The organism is Rhodococcus sp. NPDC004095, from assembly GCF_053604015.1.
Genome location: NZ_JBSGGS010000002.1, coordinates 290,689 through 309,681, shown reverse-complemented (window position 1 = coordinate 309,681; position 18,993 = coordinate 290,689). Strand labels below are relative to the sequence as shown.

The 18,993-nt window shown below is 69.5% G+C and carries 15 protein-coding genes; 11 read left to right on the top strand and 4 right to left on the bottom strand.

All coding sequences use genetic code 11. From position 1 onward, the window contains the following. Positions 1-76 precede the first annotated feature (76 nt). From ACWEPG_RS04485 to ACWEPG_RS04475, 3 genes are read right to left on the bottom strand one after another with little or no spacing between them, the layout of a single operon-like run. On the bottom strand, positions 77-424 hold the full coding sequence (locus tag ACWEPG_RS04485) for a UBP-type zinc finger domain-containing protein (protein ID WP_450116674.1): 348 nt from the start codon (positions 422-424) through the stop codon (positions 77-79). Continuing rightward, a complete protein-coding gene (locus ACWEPG_RS04480) occupies positions 417-1,850 on the bottom strand; it encodes an ATP-binding protein (protein ID WP_450116673.1) in 1,434 nt (477 codons plus the stop codon). The genes ACWEPG_RS04485 and ACWEPG_RS04480 overlap by 8 nt, the downstream gene beginning before the upstream one ends. Further along, on the bottom strand, positions 1,847-3,505 hold the full coding sequence (locus ACWEPG_RS04475; RefSeq protein ID WP_452593968.1) for an FAD-dependent oxidoreductase: 1,659 nt from the start codon (positions 3,503-3,505) through the stop codon (positions 1,847-1,849). Before ACWEPG_RS04475 ends, ACWEPG_RS04480 begins: the two co-directional genes overlap by 4 nt. A gap of 119 nt (positions 3,506-3,624) precedes the next feature. Between ACWEPG_RS04475 and ACWEPG_RS04470 the strand changes: the two genes are divergently transcribed. Continuing rightward, complete coding sequence (locus tag ACWEPG_RS04470) at positions 3,625-4,299, top strand: hypothetical protein (protein WP_450116671.1); 675 nt, start codon at positions 3,625-3,627, stop codon at positions 4,297-4,299. A gap of 97 nt (positions 4,300-4,396) precedes the next feature. Here the strand turns inward: ACWEPG_RS04470 and ACWEPG_RS04465 are convergent, their stop codons facing one another. After that, positions 4,397-4,582: a hypothetical protein gene (locus ACWEPG_RS04465; protein WP_450116670.1), complete on the bottom strand. Its 186-nt coding sequence runs from the start codon at positions 4,580-4,582 to the stop codon at positions 4,397-4,399. Between the two features lie 197 nt (positions 4,583-4,779). Between ACWEPG_RS04465 and ACWEPG_RS04460 the strand changes: the two genes are divergently transcribed. From ACWEPG_RS04460 to ACWEPG_RS04415, 10 genes are all read left to right on the top strand, one after another. Next, positions 4,780-5,127 carry a YidH family protein gene (locus ACWEPG_RS04460; protein ID WP_450116669.1) on the top strand — a complete coding sequence of 116 codons (348 nt, stop codon included), beginning with the start codon at positions 4,780-4,782 and terminating at the stop codon, positions 5,125-5,127. Between the two features lie 237 nt (positions 5,128-5,364). Further along, positions 5,365-7,863, top strand: a complete 2,499-nt coding sequence (nirB, locus tag ACWEPG_RS04455) for a nitrite reductase large subunit NirB (RefSeq protein WP_450116668.1) — start codon at positions 5,365-5,367, stop codon at positions 7,861-7,863. Then, positions 7,860-8,180, top strand: a complete 321-nt coding sequence (locus ACWEPG_RS04450; protein ID WP_450116667.1) for a Rieske (2Fe-2S) protein — start codon at positions 7,860-7,862, stop codon at positions 8,178-8,180. Before nirB ends, ACWEPG_RS04450 begins: the two co-directional genes overlap by 4 nt. A gap of 47 nt (positions 8,181-8,227) precedes the next feature. Beyond that, on the top strand, positions 8,228-11,929 hold the full coding sequence (locus ACWEPG_RS04445; RefSeq protein ID WP_450116666.1) for a nitrate reductase subunit alpha: 3,702 nt from the start codon (positions 8,228-8,230) through the stop codon (positions 11,927-11,929). 1 nt (position 11,930) lies between these two features. After that, positions 11,931-13,562, top strand: coding sequence for a nitrate reductase subunit beta (gene narH, locus ACWEPG_RS04440; protein ID WP_452593967.1), 1,632 nt, complete (start codon positions 11,931-11,933; stop codon positions 13,560-13,562). Continuing rightward, positions 13,562-14,269: a nitrate reductase molybdenum cofactor assembly chaperone gene (gene narJ / locus ACWEPG_RS04435; protein WP_452593966.1), complete on the top strand. Its 708-nt coding sequence runs from the start codon at positions 13,562-13,564 to the stop codon at positions 14,267-14,269. The genes narH and narJ overlap by 1 nt, the downstream gene beginning before the upstream one ends. Then, positions 14,266-15,000: a respiratory nitrate reductase subunit gamma gene (gene narI / locus ACWEPG_RS04430; protein WP_450113709.1), complete on the top strand. Its 735-nt coding sequence runs from the start codon at positions 14,266-14,268 to the stop codon at positions 14,998-15,000. Before narJ ends, narI begins: the two co-directional genes overlap by 4 nt. Before the next feature lie 219 nt (positions 15,001-15,219). Next, positions 15,220-15,951, top strand: coding sequence for an MspA family porin (locus tag ACWEPG_RS04425; RefSeq protein WP_450113710.1), 732 nt, complete (start codon positions 15,220-15,222; stop codon positions 15,949-15,951). A 209-nt stretch (positions 15,952-16,160) separates the two neighbouring features. Further along, a complete protein-coding gene (locus ACWEPG_RS04420; protein ID WP_450113797.1) occupies positions 16,161-17,621 on the top strand; it encodes a TIGR02677 family protein in 1,461 nt (486 codons plus the stop codon). Continuing rightward, positions 17,618-18,988, top strand: coding sequence for a TIGR02678 family protein (locus ACWEPG_RS04415; RefSeq protein ID WP_450113711.1), 1,371 nt, complete (start codon positions 17,618-17,620; stop codon positions 18,986-18,988). Before ACWEPG_RS04420 ends, ACWEPG_RS04415 begins: the two co-directional genes overlap by 4 nt. Positions 18,989-18,993: the final 5 nt, after the last annotated feature.

Sequence of the window (18,993 nt, the reverse complement as noted above, 5' to 3'; positions counted from 1 at the left end):
GCCGGTGACGACTCGGCGGGACGGGATCCCGGCAGCCTCGTCGGGAATGGCGAACCACCCGCGGTACCGGTCGGCGCTAGTGGACGCGGCCCTCCCAGTCGTCGGGCACCCGGCCTGCCGGCCCCGGAACCGGCTGGTCGGTCGGGTGGTGCCGGGGCGGGGCGAGGTCGGGGCCGTCGTACATCTGCTCGGTCCGATAGTCGAAGAACCAGTTCTCTCCCGGCTCGAAACTCTGGATGAACCGGTGCCCCGTCGCCGCGGCGTGTGCGCTGGCGTGCCGCGCGGGTGACGAGTCGCAGCATCCGATGTGACCGCACTGCGCGCATCTGCGCAGATGAAACCACCATCCCCCGTCGGCGTCGCACTCCGCACAGCCCGGCCCACTCGGGGGCACGTCAGGGTCGATCCCCTCGATCTCAGCCATCGTGATCTCCTTCCGGTGCGGTCAGCGGAATGCGGACCACGAACTCGGTGTGCCCCGGCCGTGACTCCACACGGATGTCGCCTTGGTGCTTGTCGACGATTCGCCACGAGATGTCGAGCCCGAGCCCGGTGCCCTCCCCGACCCCCTTGGTGGTGAAGAACGGCTCGAAGATGCGGCCGCGGATGTCCTCGGGGATACCGGTCCCCGTGTCCCCGATCCCCACGGCCAGGTGGTCGCCGTCCCGGTGGGTGCGGACGGTGAGGGTGCCGCCGCCGCCCATCGCACCGACGGCGTTGTCGATGAGGTTCGTCCAGACCTGGTTGAGTTCGGCGGCGTACGCCGGGACGCGCGGCAGACCGCGGTCGTACTCCTTGACGACCTCGATGTCGTCGCCGATCTTGCGGGCGAGCATCACCAGAGTGCTGTCGAGCAATTCGTGCACGTCCACGACCTGGAATGGGGCGCGGTCCATCTGCGAGTACTGTTTGGCGGCACCGACGAGAGCCGTGATCCGAGAGGTGGAGTCCGCGATCTCGTCCATCAGCAGTTCGGTCTCGACCGTGTAGTTCAGCCAGGTGACGGCCCCGGGGAGGACGTCCGGGTCGACCGCGGCCGCGACCCGCTCGAGCCAGTCGACGTCGAGCCCGGCCTGCACGAAGGTCGGCGCGAGAGTCCAGCCGCCCGCGATGCCGTGATCCTCGAGCCATTCGCCGAGCACGTCCTCGCGGTCCGCCGCCTCGAGGGGGCTCAGTACCGGGGCCTTCGCGACCAGGTCGACGGCCTCTTCCTGGATCCCGATCAGCGCGTGGAGGGTTGCGGGTTCGTACGTGCCCGAGGCGATCATCCCGAGCTTGTGCCGCATCCCGGCGACCCGGTCCCGCAACGAGGATGTCGCCCGGACCGCGGCCGCGGCCGGGTTGTTCAGCTCGTGTGTCAGCCCGGCGGACAGCGAACCGAGCGCGAGCAGCCGCTCCCGCTGGTCGAGGATCTCGCGGGAGCTCTGGTTGCCGAAGAAGAGCCCCTCGAGCAGGTGCAGCGCCATCGGGAACCACTCCGCCATGAAGTGTGCGAAATCCTTCGCGTCGAGGACGAAGAAGGTGGACCGTTCGGGGACCGTCATCGAGCCGCTGTAGACCTGCGGTACCCGGTCGCCCATGTAGGCGGTCCACGCGCCCGCGTACGCCCCTCGGTGGGAGGTGCGCACCATCTCCACGTCCTGTCCGCCCGAGAGCTTCGTCAACACGACCACCCCCTCGACGAGGACGTAGAAGCAGGTCGCCGGGTCGCCCTCGCGGTACACCGGGCCCGGCTCGATCACCTCGACCCGCCCGGCGCGGCACAACTGCCCGAGCTGATCGTCGTCGAGCTTCTCGAAGAGGAACAGCGTGCGCAGTTCCTCCGGCGAGCAGATCGGCCGCGCGTTCACGGCTTCGCCAGGTATCGGTGCACCAGCATCACGGCCATGGCGCCTTCCCCCACCGCCGACGCCACCCGCTTCGCGGAGTCGGCGCGCACGTCGCCGGCTGCGAACACCCCGGGAACGCTGGTCTCCAGATGCTGCGGCAGGCGTTCGAGTGCCCAGCCGCGTGGCGGTTTGCCGTCGACCACCAGGTCCGGGCCGGACACGACGTAGCCGTGGTCGTCGCGCACCACGACGCCGTCGAGCCAGTCGGTGCGCGGCGCGGCCCCGATGAACAGGAACAGCCAATGTGCGTCGACGATCTCGTCGCGGCCGATGGTGTTGTCACGCAACGTGATCCGATCCAGGTGGTCGGCACCCTCGACGCCGACCACCTCGGTGCAGACCCGGACCGTGATCCTCGGGTTCTGCCGGATCTGCCCGATCAGATAGTGCGACATCGAGTCGTCCAGCGACCGCGCCCGCACCACGATGGTGACCGACCGGGCGCCCCGGGCGAGGTGGACCGCCGCCTGCCCCGCCGAGTTGGCCCCGCCGACGATGTACACGTCCTGCCCGCTGCATCGCGCGGCCTCCGTCACCGCGGACCCGTAATACACACCGCGGCCCGTGAATTCGGCGAGACCCGGGGCCGCCAGCTGCCGATAGGAGACGCCGGTCGCGAGGATCACGGTGTGCCCGTCGAGCGATGCGCCGTCCGCGAACCGGACGGTGCGCGCGGATCCGTTCACCTCCAGGGCAACGACGTCGCGCGTGGTGATCACCTCGGCACCGAACTTGGCGGCCTGCCTGCGCGCCCGGTCCGCGAGCTGGGCACCGGACAGTCCGTCGGGAAAGCCGAGATAGTTCTCTATCCGGGAGCTCTGCCCGGCCTGGCCGCCGGTGGCCGTACGCTCGATCAGCACGGTGCGCAGGCCCTCGGACGCGCCGTACACGGCCGCGCCGAGCCCGGCGGGCCCGCCCCCGATGACGACGAGATCGTAGAAGTCGGACGATGGGGTGGTGGCCAGTCCCACCTCGTCCGCCAGTTCCGAATCGGTTGGCTCCACCAGCGCCCGGCCGTCACCGGTGATCACCACCGGCAGTCGCATGCCGTCGGCGCCCGCGGCTTCGAGCAGGCGCTGCCCCTCCGGTTCGTCGGACATGTACCACCGGTAGGGGCGCTGGTTGCGGGCCAGGAACTCCCGCACCTCCGACGACCGTGCCGACCACCGGTGTCCGACCACCCTGGCCTCCGTCACCGGCCTGCGGTCGGAGGTCACCCAGGCGTCGAGCAGGGCGTCGAGTACGGGATAGAGCTTCTCCTCGGGAGGATCCCACGGCTTGAGCAGGTAGTGGTCCAGGTCGACGACGTTGATCGCGTCGATCGCGGCGTCGGTGTCGGCGTAGGCGGTGAGCAGGACCCGTTTCGCGGCGGGGTACAGATCCATGCCGCTCTCGAGGAACTCGATACCGCTCATCCCCGGCATCCGCTGGTCTGCGACCAGAACTGCGACCGGGTCGCCGCGCAACTTCATCTCCTTGAGCGCATCCAGGGCCTCGCCCCCCGACTGCGCCCGGATGATCCGGTACTTCTCCCCGTAGCGTTTGCGCAGGTCCCTGGCGATGGCGCGCGAAACACTCGGGTCGTCGTCGACGCTGAGAATCGCAGGCTGTGCCATCGGTCTCCCCTCCGTAGCGGCCGCTGCGCCTTCGTATCGAGTATGCCGCCGATGTCGATGCCGCGCGGCGCGTGAACGGATGCCTGGTGCCGCGGCGGGACTTCGGCGACCATTGATCCATGGCCGATACGCGGGGCGAGGCCGCGGCCGGTCGGCTGCGGACGCCACGCGCAGCCGCGGTCGCCGGCGTCGTGTTCGGTGTCCTGTTCGCAGCCAGCATCGCCCTGCTGCGCACGGCGATACCCGGCGCGACCGGCGCACCGTGGTTACACCACCGGTCACAGATCACCTTCGCCCTGATCCTGGCCCCCTTCGCGAGTATCGCCTTCCTGTGGTTCATCGGCGTCGTCCGGGACAGGTTCGGGGAACTCGAGGACCGGTTCTTCGCGACCGTCTTCCTCGGCAGCGGACTGCTGTTTCTCGCGACGATGTTCGTGTCGATGGCCCTCGCGGGCGGGCTACTCGCGGTGTCCGCGGAGTCGACCCCGCCGTCCGACGGGCTGGTGTATTTCGGACGGGAGGTGATGCTGCACGTCAACAACGTCTACGGCGTGCGCATGGCGGCGGTGTTCATGATCTCCCTCGGCACCATCTGGCTGCGCACCGGACTGATGCCGCGATGGCTGGCGATCTCCACCTACCTGTTCGCGGTGCTTCTGTTGGTGGTCGTGAGCTTCAACCTCTGGGTGACCCTGGTGTTCCCGGCGTGGGTCGTGGTGATCAGCGCCTACATTCTCGCCACGGACCGGGCTCGGTCGAGCATCCCGACCGACTCTCACCGTGAGGACCGGTGAGGAGCGCGCGTCGCTCACACCGGCATCTCGCGGGCGCAATCGCGCGGCGGGAATCGGTTTGTGGCGGTGGAGAATCCGTCAGAATTCGGTCCGGGTCTCAGATGCACCAGACGAGGGCGGCGGACCCGACGGGGACCGAGAAGCAGAGGGCGACCGACCCGAGGGCCGGGGTCGCGGCCGTACTCGCCGATGCGACGGGAGGTACGAGGACTCCGAGCGAGAGGGTGACGGCGGTCGCGGCGAGGACGGGGGCAATCCTGGTGGACATGGTCTTGGTGGACATGATGCGAACCTTCGAGCGAAAGTAGAGGCTTCGAGCCGACTCGCGGCTCCCATTCATCCTCCGCCCGTCACCGCCGACAGCGCAACGGCCACTCCCCGGCGTCGCGGGCGGGAAATCGAGCGCTCCGGGGACGCGTCACCGGACGACACCGCGCCGCGGATACCGGACAATGAGGGAACGGGGGCTCGGGAGGGCGCATGATCCGCAACATCTTCGGTCCCGCTCAGCCGAACACCGGGAGCACCGCTCGCGACCACCTCGCGAACGAGCGAACCTATCTCGCGTGGCACCGAACCGGGATCAGCGTCGCCGCACTCGGCGTGGCGGTCGCCAAGTTCGCACCGAACCGCGGCGGCCACGCCGTGGCCGCCGGATTCATCCTGATCGCGGCGGGGCTGCTGGTGTCCCTGTACGGCACGTTCCGATACCGGGCCATCAGCCGGCAGATCGAGTCCGGTGAATTTGCACCGGCCACGTTCACCGCGATCGTCACCTCGACCATCGTCACCCTGCTCGCCCTCGTCGCGGTGGTGGTCCTGCTCTGACCTGGACCTGCGTGCCGACGGGCCGCTATCTCTCCCCGGGCAGCGGGTCGTACCGGCACTGGATCCACCACCCGACAACCCGTGTGGCGAGTTCGCCTGTCCCGGGTGTCGCCGACCCGGTGAGTAAACCCGATGACAGAACCCTGACAGCGCGTCCTCCGCTCAGGTGAGCAGTTCCTGATTGCCGCGTAACGTCCCGGCAGCGACCGCGTCACCACGGCGCCGCACCCTCGTTGCATGGCGAGCACAGGTGACGTGAAGAGGCGACTGCTGGTGATCGGCAACGGCATGGCCGGCGCCCGCACCGTCGAGGAGATCCTCGCGCGCGGCGGCCGGGACATGTTCGACATCACGATGATCGGCGACGAGCCGTACGGCAACTACAACCGCATCATGCTCTCCCACGTCCTCGCAGGTGAGGCGGCCGCGGACGGCGACGACATCATCCTCAACCCGATGAGCTGGTACCGCGAGAACGGCGTCACCCTGTACGCGGGCGACCGGGCGGTGCGGCTGGACCGGTTCGCCAAGACCGTCACCTGCGAGAGCGACCGCGTCGTCGACTACGACATCCTCGTCGTCGCGACCGGGTCGAACACCTTCTTCCCGAACATGGACGGCCTGCGCGAGCCGGACGGCCGCCTCGGACGAGGGGTGTTCGGGTTCCGCACCATCGCGGACACCAACGGAATGTTGCAGATGGCGCAGTCCCGGGACGGGGTCACCGCGGTCGTGATCGGCGGCGGACTGCTCGGACTCGAGGCCGCATACGGGCTGCGCACCCAGGGACTGGCCGTCAGCGTCGTGCACTCCCCCGGTCACCTGATGAACCAGCAGCTCGACGAGCGCGGCGGCGAGGTGCTGCGCGCGAAGATCGAGGGCCTCGGAGTGGGTGTGCGCACCGCCATGCGCACCACCGCGGTGCTGCGTGACCCGTTCGGCGCGGTGACCGGGGTGGCGTTCACCGACGGCACCAGCCTGCCGGCCGACATGGTGGTCGTCACGGCGGGCATCCGCCCGAACACCGAACTGGCCCGCGCCGGCGGCCTCGTCGTCGAACGGGGCATCGTCGTCGACGACCAGATGCGCTGCGAGGACGAGGGTTCGGTGTACGCCGTCGGCGAGTGCGCCCAGCACCGCGGCGAACTGTACGGTCTCGTCGCGCCCGTCTGGGAACAGGCCGTCGTCCTCGCCGAACACCTCACCGGCGCGAATCCCGAAGCGGCGTACCGGGGTTCGTCGTCGACCACCAAGCTCAAGGTCGCCGGACTCGACGTCGCCGCGATGGGCGCCAAGGGACCGGAACTCGACGGCGACGAGTTCGTCCAGTTCTACGACTCCCGCACCGGCGTGTACAAGAACGTGGTCGTACGCGACGGCAAGCTCGTCGGTGCCACGCTGATGGGTGAGACCGGCAAGGCCGCGCTGCTGACCCAGGTGTTCGACGGCAAGGTGGAGCTGCCCGAGGACCGGCTCTCGCTGCTGTTCGACCTCGCCGGAACCACCGGCGCCACGGCCGCCGCGGATCTGCCCGACGACGCGCAGGTGTGCAACTGCAACGGCGTCACCAAGGGCGATCTGGTGGCGTGCCTGCATTCCGGCGCGCAGACGCTGACCGAGGTGTGCGCGAAGACCCGGGCAGGCAAGGGCTGCGGCTCGTGCAAGGCCCTGGTCGCGGACATCGTCGCCTGCGCCGCGGGCGGGGACCTGAAGGCGGATCCGGCGGCCGACTGGTACGTGCCGTGTATCCCCATGACGAAGGCGGAACTGATCGCCGCGATCCGCGAGCGGGACCTGCGCGCGGTGTCACGGGTGTTCGCGGAACTCGCCGAGGGTGGAGTCGAGGTCGCGACCGCGAAGATGCCCCTCGCATCGCTGCTGCGGACGATCTGGGGTCCGGACTGGGTGGACGAGCGCGGCGCCCTGTTCATCAACGACCGGGTGCACGCGAACATCCAGCGTGACGGCACCTTCTCGGTGGTCCCGCAGATGAAGGGCGGTGTCACCACACCCGACCAGTTGCGGCGCATCGCCGATGTCGCCGACAGGTACGCGGTGCCGCTGGTCAAGGTCACCGGTGGTCAGCGCATCGACCTGCTCGGCATCAAGAAGGAGGACCTGCCGAAGGTGTGGGGTGATCTGGACATGCCGTCCGGCTACGCCTACGGCAAGAGCATGCGGACCGTGAAAACGTGTGTCGGCAGCGACTTCTGCCGGTTCGGGCTCGGCGACTCCACGAACCTCGGCATCGCGCTCGAGGAACGGTTCCAGGGGCTGGAGACCCCGGCGAAACTCAAGCTCGCTGTCGCCGGGTGCCCCCGCAACTGCTCGGAGGCCCTGTGCAAGGACCTCGGTGTCGTGGCCGTCGGGGACGGCCGCTGGGAGGTCTACATCGGCGGCGCCGCCGGCGCGCACATCCGCAAGGGCGATCTGCTCGCCACCGTCGACTCGGCCGCCGCGGTGGTCGAGCTCGCGGGCCGGTTCATCCAGCACTACCGCGAGGACGCGAAGTGGCTCGAGCGCACCTACGACTGGGTGCCACGGGTCGGCCTGGAACGACTGCAGGCGTTGTTGATTCGAGACGAGGAGGGCATCGTGAACGGACTGGACGAGAGGATGGCGATCGCGGTCGCGGGGTACCGGGACCCGTGGCGCGAGCGCAGCGCGCCGAAGTCGGCCGCACAGTTCCAGCCGTCGCTCCCCCTGCTGCCGCTTCCCCAGGTGCCGGTCCGATGACGGCGCTGACCGACCGCGAGGTGGCGGTGGGGCAGGTCTCGGACCTCACCCCGGGCGAGGGCCGGACGTACGTGGTCGACGGCAGGCAGATCGCGGTGTTCCTGCTGGCCGACGGCACGGTGCGCGCGATGGACGCGGTGTGCCCGCACCGGGCGGGGCCGCTCGCCGACGGCCAGATCGACGGCGCCGTCGTGACCTGCCCGCTGCACCAGTACGCCTTCCGCTTCGACACCGGGGCCTGCACAACCGACACCGTCGCACCGGTCCGGGTGTACCCGGCCGAGGTGCGGGACGGGGCCGTCCTCGTCCGGATCTGATGGACACCCCACCTGCATTGTCGCACTTCACCTTTCGAGAGGCTCATATGTCCCAGACCACCGGCAAACTGGACGCGGACGCGCTCCTGCGGTTCGGCAAGCACTTCCAGCGCGGCGAGGCGTCGGCCGACCTGCGCACCCTGCACCAGATCGGCGGCCGCACCTCCGACGACTTCTACCGGGACCGGATGTCCTACGACAAGGTGGTGCGCTCCACGCACGGTGTCAACTGCACCGGGTCCTGCTCGTGGAAGATCTACGTCAAGGACGGGGTCATCACCTGGGAGGCGCAACAGACGGACTACCCGTCGATCGGGCCGGACAAGCCGGAGTACGAGCCGCGCGGCTGCCCCCGAGGCGCGTCGTTCTCCTGGTACACGTATTCGCCGTCGCGGGTGCGCTACCCGTACGTGCGCGGCGTGCTCCTCGAGATGTACCGCGACGCCAAGGCGCGCCTCAAGGACCCGGTCCTGGCGTGGGCGGACATCGCCGACGACCCGGAGAAGTCGAAGACCTACAAGGCCGCACGGGGCAAGGGCGGCTTCGTGCGCGCCGAGTGGTGGGAGGCCGCGGAAATCGTCGCGGCCGCCCACGTGCACACCATCAAGCGGTACGGCCCGGACCGGGTCGCCGGGTTCTCGCCGATCCCGGCGATGTCGATGGTCAGCCACGCGATCGGCGCCCGGTTCATCTCGCTGCTCGGCGGCGCGATGCTCTCGTTCTACGACTGGTACGCCGACCTGCCGGAGGCGTCGCCGCAGGTGTTCGGCGACCAGACCGACGTCCCCGAGTCCGCGGACTGGTTCGACGCCGGCTACTTGATCATGTGGGGCTCGAACGTGCCCGTCACCCGGACCCCGGACGCGCACTACATGACCGAGGCCCGCTACCGCGGCCAGAAGGTCGTCGTCGTGTCCCCCGACTACGCCGACAACACGAAGTTCGCCGACCAGTGGCTGCCCGCCCGGCCCGGCACCGACGGCGCGCTGGCGATGGCGATGGGACACGTGATCCTCACCGAATTCTTCGTCCGCAAACAGGTCCCCCGCTTCCTCGACTACGTCAAGGCGTACACCGACCTGCCGTACCTGGTGACACTGGAACCGCGCACACCCGACGCGACGACCAACGGTCACGGCCCGTCGTGTGTGCCCGGCAAGTTCCTCACCGCCGCCGACCTCGGCCACACGGGTGAGGGGGTCGAGTTCAAGACCGTGCTCCTCGACTCCGCGACCGGCGAACCGGTCGTCCCCAACGGCTCCCTCGGCGACCGGTTCACCGAATCCGGCAAGGGCAGGTGGAACCTCGACCTCGACGGAGTCGACCCCGTCCTCAGCCTCCACGGCAGCACCGACACCGCCCTGATCGACCTCCCCCGTTACGACACCAACACTCCCGGCGTCCTGCGCCGCGGCGTGCCCGTACGCACGGTCGCAGGCCGACTGGTCACCACCGTGTTCGACCTGATGCTCGCCCAGTACGGTGTCGCCCGCGACGGGCTTCCCGGCACCTGGCCGTCCGGCTACGACGACGCCGACGAGCCGTACACACCGGCCTGGCAGGAGGGCATCACCGGCGTCCCCGCGGCGTCGGCGGCGCGGGTCGCGCGCGAGTTCGCCGACAACGCCGACCGGTCCGGCGGCCGGTCGATGATCCTGATGGGCGCGGGCACCAATCACTGGTTCCACTCCGACCAGATCTACCGGTCGTTCCTCACGCTGACCCTGCTCACCGGCTGCCAGGGCGTCAACGGCGGCGGGTGGGCGCACTACGTCGGGCAGGAGAAGTGCCGGCCCGTCACCGGCTGGTCCACCCTCGCGTTCGGCTCCGACTGGGCCCGGCCCGCGCGACAGATGCAGGGCACCGTGTTCTGGTACCTGGCCACCGACCAGTGGCGCTACGACCCGTTCACGTCCGAGGCGATGGCGTCGCCGCTCGCGAGCGGCGCGTTCGCCGGCCGCACCGCCGCCGACAACATCGCGCTCGCGTCGCGGCTCGGGTGGATGCCGAGCTACCCGACGTTCAATCGCAATCCGCTCGATCTCGCCGATGAGGCGGCCCGGCTGGGCAAGGACGCCGCCGAGCACGTCGTCGACGGACTCAAGACCGGGCACCTGCAGTTCGCGGTGGAGGACCCGGACGCACCGGAGAACTTCCCCCGCACCCTGATCGTGTGGCGCTCGAACCTGCTCGGCTCGTCCGCGAAGGGCAACGAGTACTTCCTGCAGCACCTCCTCGGGGCCGGGTCGAACCTGCGGGCGTCCGATTCGACGGGCGTGCACCCGGAGGAGCTGGTGTGGCGGGACGAGGCGCCGAACGGCAAGCTGGACCTGCTGACCACGCTGGACTTCCGGATGACCAGCACCACCCTGTTCTCGGACGTGGTGCTGCCCGCGGCGACCTGGTACGAGAAGCACGACCTGTCGTCCACCGACATGCACCCCTTCGTGCACGCGTTCTCGCCGGCGATCTCGCCGCCGTGGGAGTCGAAGACCGATTTCGAGGCCTTCCACCGGATCGCCCGCGGGTTCAGCTGGCTCGCCGAGAAGCACCTGGGCACCCGGCGCGACATCGTCGCCGTCCCCCTGCTGCACGACACCGTCGACGCGACCGCGCAACCCGGCGGCAAGGTGCTGGACTGGAAACGCGGTGAGTGCGAACCGATTCCGGGCAAGACGATGCCGAAGCTGGTGGTGGTCGAACGCGACTACACCACGATCGCCGAGAAGATGGGCGCGCTCGGCCCGCTGGTCGAGGAACTCGGCCTGACAACGAAGGGCGTCACCACGCATCCGACCGAGGAGGTCGAGTACCTGCGCGCCGTCAACGGCACCGCCCTGTCCGGTGTCGCGGCGGGTCGGCCGTCGCTGGCGAAGGACCGGCACGCCGCGGAGGCGATCCTCGCGCTGTCCGGCACCACCAACGGCAGGCTCGCCACCCAGGGGTTCGAACACCTGCAGGAACGCACCGGCACCCAGCTCGTCGACCTGGCGGCGGAGAACGAGGGCACCCGGATCCGGTTCTCCGACACCCAGGCCCGACCCGTGCCCGTGATCACGTCGCCGGAGTGGTCGGGCAGCGAGACCGGTGGCCGCCGCTACTCGCCGTTCACGATCAACACCGAACGGCTCAAGCCGTGGCACACCCTGACCGGTCGGCAGCACTTCTACCTCGACCACGACTGGATGGCCGAACTCGGCGAACAGCTGCCGATCTTCCGCCCGCCGCTGGACATGACGGCGTTGTTCGCGGAGCCCGCGGTCGGCGAGACACACGGCAACGGCGTGGGCGGCAGCGTCACGGTCCGCTACCTCACCCCGCACAGCAAGTGGTCGATCCACTCCGCGTACCAGGACAACCTGCACATGCTCACGCTGTCCCGGGGCGGCCAGACGATCTGGATGTCCGACGTGGACGCCGCGAAGATCGGGGTCGCCGACAACGACTGGATCGAGGCGACCAACCGCAACGGGATCGTCGTGGCCCGCGCGATCGTCAGCCACCGGATGCCCGAGGGAACCGTGTTCATGTACCACGCCCAGGACCGGGCGGTGGACGTGCCGCGCACCGAACGCACCGGCAAGCGCGGCGGCATCCACAACGCGCTGACCCGCGTGATGATCAAGCCGTCCCACCTGATCGGTGGCTACGCGCAGCAGTCGTTCGCCCTGAACTACCACGGCCCCACCGGAAATCAGCGCGACGAGGTCACCACGATCCGCCGCCGCGACCAGGAAGTGACGTACTGACATGAGGGTTATGGCGCAGATGGCCATGGTGATGAACCTGGACAAGTGCATCGGCTGTCACACCTGCAGCGTCACCTGCAAGCAGGCGTGGACCAATCGTGGCGGCGTGGAGTACGCGTGGTTCAACAACGTGGAAACCCGCCCCGGACAGGGCTATCCGCGGCAGTACCAGGACCAGGAGAAGTGGAAGGGTGGCTGGACGCTGAACAGGCGCGGCAAGCTCACCCTCAAGTCCGGCTCGCGCATGAAGCGGCTGCTGAACATCTTCGCGAATCCGGACCTGCCCACGATCAACGACTACTACGAGCCGTGGACGTACGACTACGACAACCTGCTCGCGTCGGCGCCGATGGACACCACCCCGGTCGCACGGCCGAAGTCGCTGCTGACCGGCGAGGACACCAAGGTCACCTGGGGCGCGAACTGGGACGACGACCTGGGGTCGGGACCGGAGCAGGTCGGCAAGGACCCGCTGCTGGCCAAGGTGTCCGACAAGGTCAAGCTCGAGTTCGAGCAGACGTTCATGTTCTACCTGCCGCGTATCTGCGAGCACTGCCTCAACCCGGCGTGCGCGGCGTCCTGCCCGTCCGGCGCGATCTACAAGCGGTCCGAGGACGGCATCGTCCTCGTCGACCAGGACAAGTGCCGCGGCTGGCGGCAGTGCGTCACCGGCTGCCCGTACAAGAAGATCTACTTCAACCACAAGACCGGCAAGGCCGAGAAGTGCACGTTCTGCTACCCGCGGATCGAGGTCGGGATCCCGACCATCTGCTCGGAGACGTGCGTCGGCCGGCTCCGCTACATCGGGGTGATGCTCTACGACGCCGATGCCGTGCTCGATGCGGCGTCGGTCACCGAGAACGAGGACCTCTACCCGTCGCAGCTGGGGGTGTTCCTCAATCCGCACGACCCGCGGGTGGTCGCCGAGGCCGAGCGGGCGGGCATCTCCGCCGAATTCATCGAGGCCGCCCAGAGTTCGCCCGTCTACAAGCTGATCGTGGACTACCAGGTGGCATTGCCGCTGCATCCGGAGTACCGGACCATGCCGATGGTCTGGTACATCCCGCCGCTGTCCCCGATGGTCGAGGCGCTGTCGGACACCGGGCACGACGGCGAGTCCGCCGACAACCTGTTCGGCGCCATCGACTCTCTGCGGATCCCGATCGAGTACCTGGCCGAACTGTTCACCGCCGGCGAGATCGGACCGGTCCGGGCCTCGTTGCAGCGGCTGGCCGCGATGCGCGCGCACATGCGTCAGGTGAACCTCGGCGAGTCGATCCGTCCGGAGGTCGCCGCGGCGGTCCGGTTGACGCCGGACGAGCTGACGGCGATGTACCGGCTGCTCGCGCTGGCCAAGTACGAGGACCGGTACGTGATCCCGACGGGGGCGGGTTCCGACGCGCACCGGCTCGACGCCATGGCCACCGGGTGCAGCCTCGACGACGACGGCGGCCCAGGGATGGGCGGGCCGGGCATGACCGCCCTCGACGTCGTCGCCGACAAGTTCCACCTCGTCGGCGAGGACTCCAACGGTGCGGCGCCGGAGAACAAGGAACGGCGAATCAACCTCCTCAACTGGGACGGACGCAGCACCGAGGGCCTCGTCCCCGCCGGCTCGCGGGAGGATTCGTGATGGGAGTGCTCGGCATGCGGCGGTCGCGGCGGGCCGCTCCGGTCGCGGATTCGATGTCCGAGACCCAGCAGCGCCTGGTGTGGCGGATCGCGGCCCTGGTCCTCGACTATCCACACCAGTCGACGCTGGATCTGCTCGACGACCTGCGTGCCGCGGCTTCCGACCTTCCCGCACCGGCGGGCGAAGGCCTGTGCGCCTGCATCGACCACATGCGCGAACAGGACCCGATCGCGCTGGCGGCCCGCTACGTCGAGACGTTCGACCTGCGCAGGCGGTCGAGCCTGCACCTGTCGTACTACGCGTACGGCGACACCAGGAACCGGGGAATGGCGCTGCTGCGCTTCAAGACCGCGTACCGCAATGCGGGCCTCGAACTCGGCGACCACGAACTGCCGGACTTCCTGCCGGTGGTTCTCGAGTTCGCGGCCACCGCCGACCCGGCGCGCGGCCTGCGACTGCTGATCAACCACCGCGCCGTCATCGAGGTGCTGCGACTGTCCCTGCACGACGGTGGATCCGCGTACGCGAGCGTGCTGGACGCGCTGTGCGCGACGCTGCCCGACCTCGACACCGACGACCGTGCGCAGGTGGTCAAGCTCGCCGCCGAGGGACCGCCCGAGGACACCGTGGGACTCGACACGTACGCACTCGATCCGGCGCTGCACCCGCACATCGACGACTACCCCCCGATCGGAGTTCCCCGTTGAGCACGCTGCTCTGGCTGACCCTCCCCTACATAGCCCTGACCTCGTTCGTGGTGGGCCATGTGTGGCGGTACCGCAAGGACCAGTTCGGCTGGACCACCCGCTCGTCGCAGATGTACGAGTCGCGGCTGCTTCGCCTGGGCAGTCCCCTGTTCCACTTCGGCATTCTCGCGGTGCTCGCCGGCCACGTCGGCGGTGTCCTCATTCCTGCGAGCTGGACGGCGGCGCTGGGCATTTCGGACAATCTGTACCACCTGGCCGCGGTCGGGATGGGGATTCCCGCCGGTCTCGCGACCGTGGCCGGACTGGCCATCCTGGTCTACCGGCGGATCACCGTTCCGAGCGTGCGCAAGGCGAGCAGCACCAGCGACAAGATCATGTACGTGCTGTTCGTCGCGGTGATCGCGACCGGCATGTACAACACCCTCGGCGAGAACCTGGTCCTCGGCCACTACGACTACCGGTCGACGGTGTCTCCGTGGTTCCGCAGCCTTTTCTCGCTGAACCCGCAGCCGGATCTGATGGTCGGCGTCCCGTGGAGCTTCCAGCTGCACGGTCTGACCGTGCTGGCGCTGCTGGCGATCTGGCCGTACACCCGCCTGGTCCACGTGTTCAGCGCCCCGCTGGGATACCTGGGCAGGCCGTACGTCGTCTACCGCAGCAAGGATCCGAAGCGGCCCGGAGGCAATCGCTACGACCGCGCCTGGGAAACCGCGAACCGCAGTCGTGCCTGAACCGGCCTCCTCGCGAGCCAATTTCTGAGCACGGTTGCACGTGAACATGGTTGCGCGAGAACGTGCATCATTCGTGAACACCATGTATCGACCCACGAGAAATCGCCGCATTGTGCAGTGTAATCCACTAGCGTCTGCAGTGGATCGGGATATCAGCGCCCAGCCGGTGACCGGGCACGAGCACGTGACCTGGTAACGACCTAACGGATGAGGTATTTCATGACCGAGATTCGCAGGGCCCGTCGTTCTCAGCAGGCCTCCACGTCGGGGGGACACCGGCGTACGCATTCGAAGAAGGCGCTCGCGGTCGCCGGTGTCGCAGCACTCGGCCTCACGCTCGGTACGGGCACGGCGGGAGCCGTCGTGAACAACGCCAGCAGCATCGTCGACGCGCAGAACAACACCATCGAGGTCAGCCAGGGTGACACGCAGATCACCTCTGTGCCTCCGCTGGACAGCTCACCGCTCAGCCGGGAGTTCTTCCACAGCGGATACGCGGAGGCCAGGATCACCGGCCCCGGGGCCGATGCGATGGAGGGCAGCAAGCTCTCGTTCGGCTACCAGGTCGGGTATCCGATCGCGCTGACCGGCGCCACGATCCAGCTGAACACGCCCGCACTCGGCTTCGAAGTCGAGGGCACCAACGGCCTCGCACTCACCAACCTGCTCACCGCCCCCGACCTCGACCTCGCGGTCGGAGGCAGGGCCGAACTGCTCGGCGACATCATCCCGCAGCAGAACTTCACGTTCGATCTGCAGCCGGGTGGCATCACCGACGTCCCGATCGTCGACGCCAAGGAGTTCAGCGGACCGGGCGCGAAGATCCGAATCAGCGGCGTCCACGGCAGCGTCTCCGGCGCGATCGGTCCGGTCACCCTGCGGCCGTACGCGCGACTGGAGACCGCATCCGGCGACATCGTCATGACATACGGAGCACCCGTCCCGGTCTGATCCCTCCTGCGCCCGCGGCGCCCGCGCACGACGTCCACCCGACAGCGGTGGATATCACGCGCGGGCGCCGCTCGCGTTCGGCCGGTCGGCTAGGTGACCCGGTCCCGCTCCCCTACCCTGTCACGGTGAACGATTCCGGTCCGGCACCCGACGCAGGAGACGCGTTCGCGAACCGAGGCGAGACGGACGACTTCGCCTTGGGCGACCGGCTGCGGCTGTTCGCGTTCGCGACCGCGGAGAAGCGCATCGACTACCGCTGGGTACTGCGCGCGTTCGACCACGCCCGGGCGAACTACGTGGTGCTGCTGCACGCCGGTGAGGTCGAGCAGACGCTGCACCGGCTCGGCCACTCCGCGCTGAAGTCCCCCGACATCGCGCCGCTCCTGGACCAGCTGCACCAGTGGGGCGTGCTCGAACGCAGCTATGACGGATCCCGGGCGGCGACGCTCGCCGAGTACCGCAACCGGCACTTCGTCTACCAGTTCAGCCGGCTCGGATACCAGGCGTTCCGCGCCGTCGAGGACGTGATCGGCGCCCGCCTCGACGAGGCGGCCCTGTCCCGGCTGGCGCTGCCCGACCTGCTCGCCGACCTGCACGAGCTGGCCGACGCGAACCGCGTCGGTGACAGCGACCTGATCTACCGCAAGCTGCGGCGCCTCGACGACACGCTCTCGGACATGGCGACGCGCGCCGCGCAGTTCTATCTCACGCTCGGCGACCTGGTCCGCACCACCGAGATCACGCCCGAGGAGTTCCTCGTCCACAAGGACGCGCTGCTGACCCACATGCGTGAGTTCAGTTCCGATCTGGCCCGGTACGCACCGAAGCTCGCGGCGGCGATCGCGGCCGTCGAGTCGACGGGAGTACCGGCACTGCTGGCCCGCGCGGCGACGAGCGACGAGCGCCTGTTCCTGTCAGTCGCCGACCGGGAAGCCGACTGGGCGTCCCGGTGGGCCGGCCTGACGCAGTGGTTCGTCGCCCCCGCCGGCGGTGACGGCCACTCCCATGGCGGGCTCAGCGAGTCCGATCGGCTGCGGGAGGGCACGATGAGCGCGATCGCGGCGGTGCTGTCGTTGCTGCGCCGCGTGACCGAGACCCGGCGCGGTGGCGTCAGCCGGGAGAGCCAGCTGCGGCACCTGGCCGGCTGGTTCGCCGCCGCCCCCACCGAGGACTCCGCGCACGCCCTGTTCCAGGCGGTGTTCGACCTCGGCCGGCCGCGGCACCTGTCCACCGTGCACCCGGACGCCGACATCATCCCGGACTCGCGGTCGTGGTGGGAGGCGCCACCGGTGGAGATCTCCCGCACCCTCGCCGAGACCGGCCGGGACGCCGCCGTCGGGGCGCCGAGCCGCCTGCAACGCAACGACGCGAGCATCCGCCGGTTGCGCGACGCCCAGCTCGCCGCGCAGCGGGCCCGGGCGGAGGCCGCGCGTTCCCTCGCCGCGGGGGGTGCGTACGACCGCACGCTCGACGACGAGGAGACCGAGGTGCTGCTGAGCCTGCTGACCGCCGCGCTGACGGCACGGGTGCCGGTCAGCGGCACCGTCCGCAGTTCGACGGGATCGGCGAACGGCGTCCGGCTGACCCTCGAGCCCCACGAGGTGTCGACGACGGTGCAGACCACGCGCGGTCGCCTGCACCTGGACCGGCTGCGGGTGAGTGTGCGGTGAGGGCACGCGAGATCTCCCCGCTGATGATCGAGTCGTACCAGCGGGCGGCCCGGGTGGTGCTGGCCAATCATCTGGTCACGACCTCCTATCCCGATCCGCTGGCGCTGCCGCTGGTGCGCCGATGGGCCACCGAACTGCGCGACGACCTGCTCGAGCTGTTCGGGTACCGGCTCGAGATCACCGAGACCACCGCGCGCCTGTTCACCGCCGCGGACCGCCTCGACGCGACGATGCCTGCCCGCACCGCCAACGGGCGCCCCTTCGACCGCCGTCGCTACGCCTATCTGGCGTTGGCGCTCGCCGCGCTCGGACGGGCGGGCAACCAGATCACCCTCTCCGAACTCGCCGACCACGTCGCCGCGGAGGCCACACAGGTGCCGTCGGTGGAACTGTCCACCGAACGGGCCGCGGACCGGGACGCGTTCGTCGACGCCGCAGGCTGGCTGTCCGCCCGCGGGGCGATCGCCCTCGCGGACGGCGACGCCGCCGGCTGGGCGTCGAATCCCGAAGCGGGAGAAGCGCTCTACGACATCAACCGCTCTGTGGTGGTGGCGTTGTTCCGGCCGCCACGGGCACTGCAGCACCTGTCCTCGGTCCGGGGCCTGCTCGCCACGCCGACCGAGGAGTCGGCGACCCGCGAGACCGCACGCCGGGTGCGCCGGGCACTGGTCCAGCAGCCGGTCGTGTACGCGGACGATCTCGACGACGACGAGCGCCTGCAGCTGGCGTTGCCGCGCACCGCCGCCGACGTCGAGCTGCTCACCGGGCTGGTCGCCGAGCGCCGCGCGGAGGGCATCGCCCTCATCGACGCGTCCGGCAGGCTCTCGGACGTCCGGTTCCCCGGCACGGGCACGATCGCGCAGGTGGCGCTCCTGCTGGCCGGAGAGATCGCGGACCGGATCCTCGACGTCGACGCCCCCGAACCGCTGCGGCTCCCGGTCCCGATGGCCCGGACCGCGGATCTGGTCGCCCAGCTCGACTCGGCGATTCCGCAGGCGAGCCTGCTCCCCGAGCTCAGCGACGCGGCGCCCGACCCGGCCCCGGCTGCCCCGGTATCGGCGCCGATCGAGCCGGCGCTCCACCCGTTCGTCGAGGACAGCTGGATCGAGACCGCCGTGACGGACCTCGTCGAGCGCTTCGGGCGGACGTTCGCCGCGCAGTGGCAGGCCGACACCTCCGGGTTGCGGCGGCGCGCCGTGGACCTGCTCGACGGCCAGCGGCTGGTGCACATCGTCGCCGGCGGGGTGCTCGTGCTGCCGGCACTGGCCCGCTACCGCGGTGTCACGGTGACGGTGCGCGAGCGTGCCCCCGAGCTCGACCTGTCCACCGATCCCGTCCCGACCCCGGTCGTTTCCACCGAGAAGTAGAGGCT

Bases quoted from the DNA above. Each gene is read 5' to 3' on its own strand.
- ACWEPG_RS04470 (WP_450116671.1), top strand. From the start codon at position 3,625: ATGGCCGATACGCGGGGCGAGGCCGCGGCCGGTCGGCTGCGGACGCCA.
- ACWEPG_RS04425 (WP_450113710.1), top strand. From the start codon at position 15,220: ATGACCGAGATTCGCAGGGCCCGTCGTTCTCAGCAGGCCTCCACGTCG.
- ACWEPG_RS04475 (WP_452593968.1), bottom strand. From the start codon at position 3,505: ATGGCACAGCCTGCGATTCTCAGCGTCGACGACGACCCGAGTGTTTCG.
- ACWEPG_RS04465 (WP_450116670.1), bottom strand. From the start codon at position 4,582: ATGTCCACCAAGACCATGTCCACCAGGATTGCCCCCGTCCTCGCCGCG.
- ACWEPG_RS04485 (WP_450116674.1), bottom strand. From the start codon at position 424: ATGGCTGAGATCGAGGGGATCGACCCTGACGTGCCCCCGAGTGGGCCG.
- ACWEPG_RS04450 (WP_450116667.1), top strand. From the start codon at position 7,860: ATGACGGCGCTGACCGACCGCGAGGTGGCGGTGGGGCAGGTCTCGGAC.
- ACWEPG_RS04460 (WP_450116669.1), top strand. From the start codon at position 4,780: ATGATCCGCAACATCTTCGGTCCCGCTCAGCCGAACACCGGGAGCACC.
- narH (WP_452593967.1), top strand. From the start codon at position 11,931: ATGAGGGTTATGGCGCAGATGGCCATGGTGATGAACCTGGACAAGTGC.
- ACWEPG_RS04445 (WP_450116666.1), top strand. From the start codon at position 8,228: ATGTCCCAGACCACCGGCAAACTGGACGCGGACGCGCTCCTGCGGTTC.
- nirB (WP_450116668.1), top strand. From the start codon at position 5,365: ATGGCGAGCACAGGTGACGTGAAGAGGCGACTGCTGGTGATCGGCAAC.
- narJ (WP_452593966.1), top strand. From the start codon at position 13,562: ATGGGAGTGCTCGGCATGCGGCGGTCGCGGCGGGCCGCTCCGGTCGCG.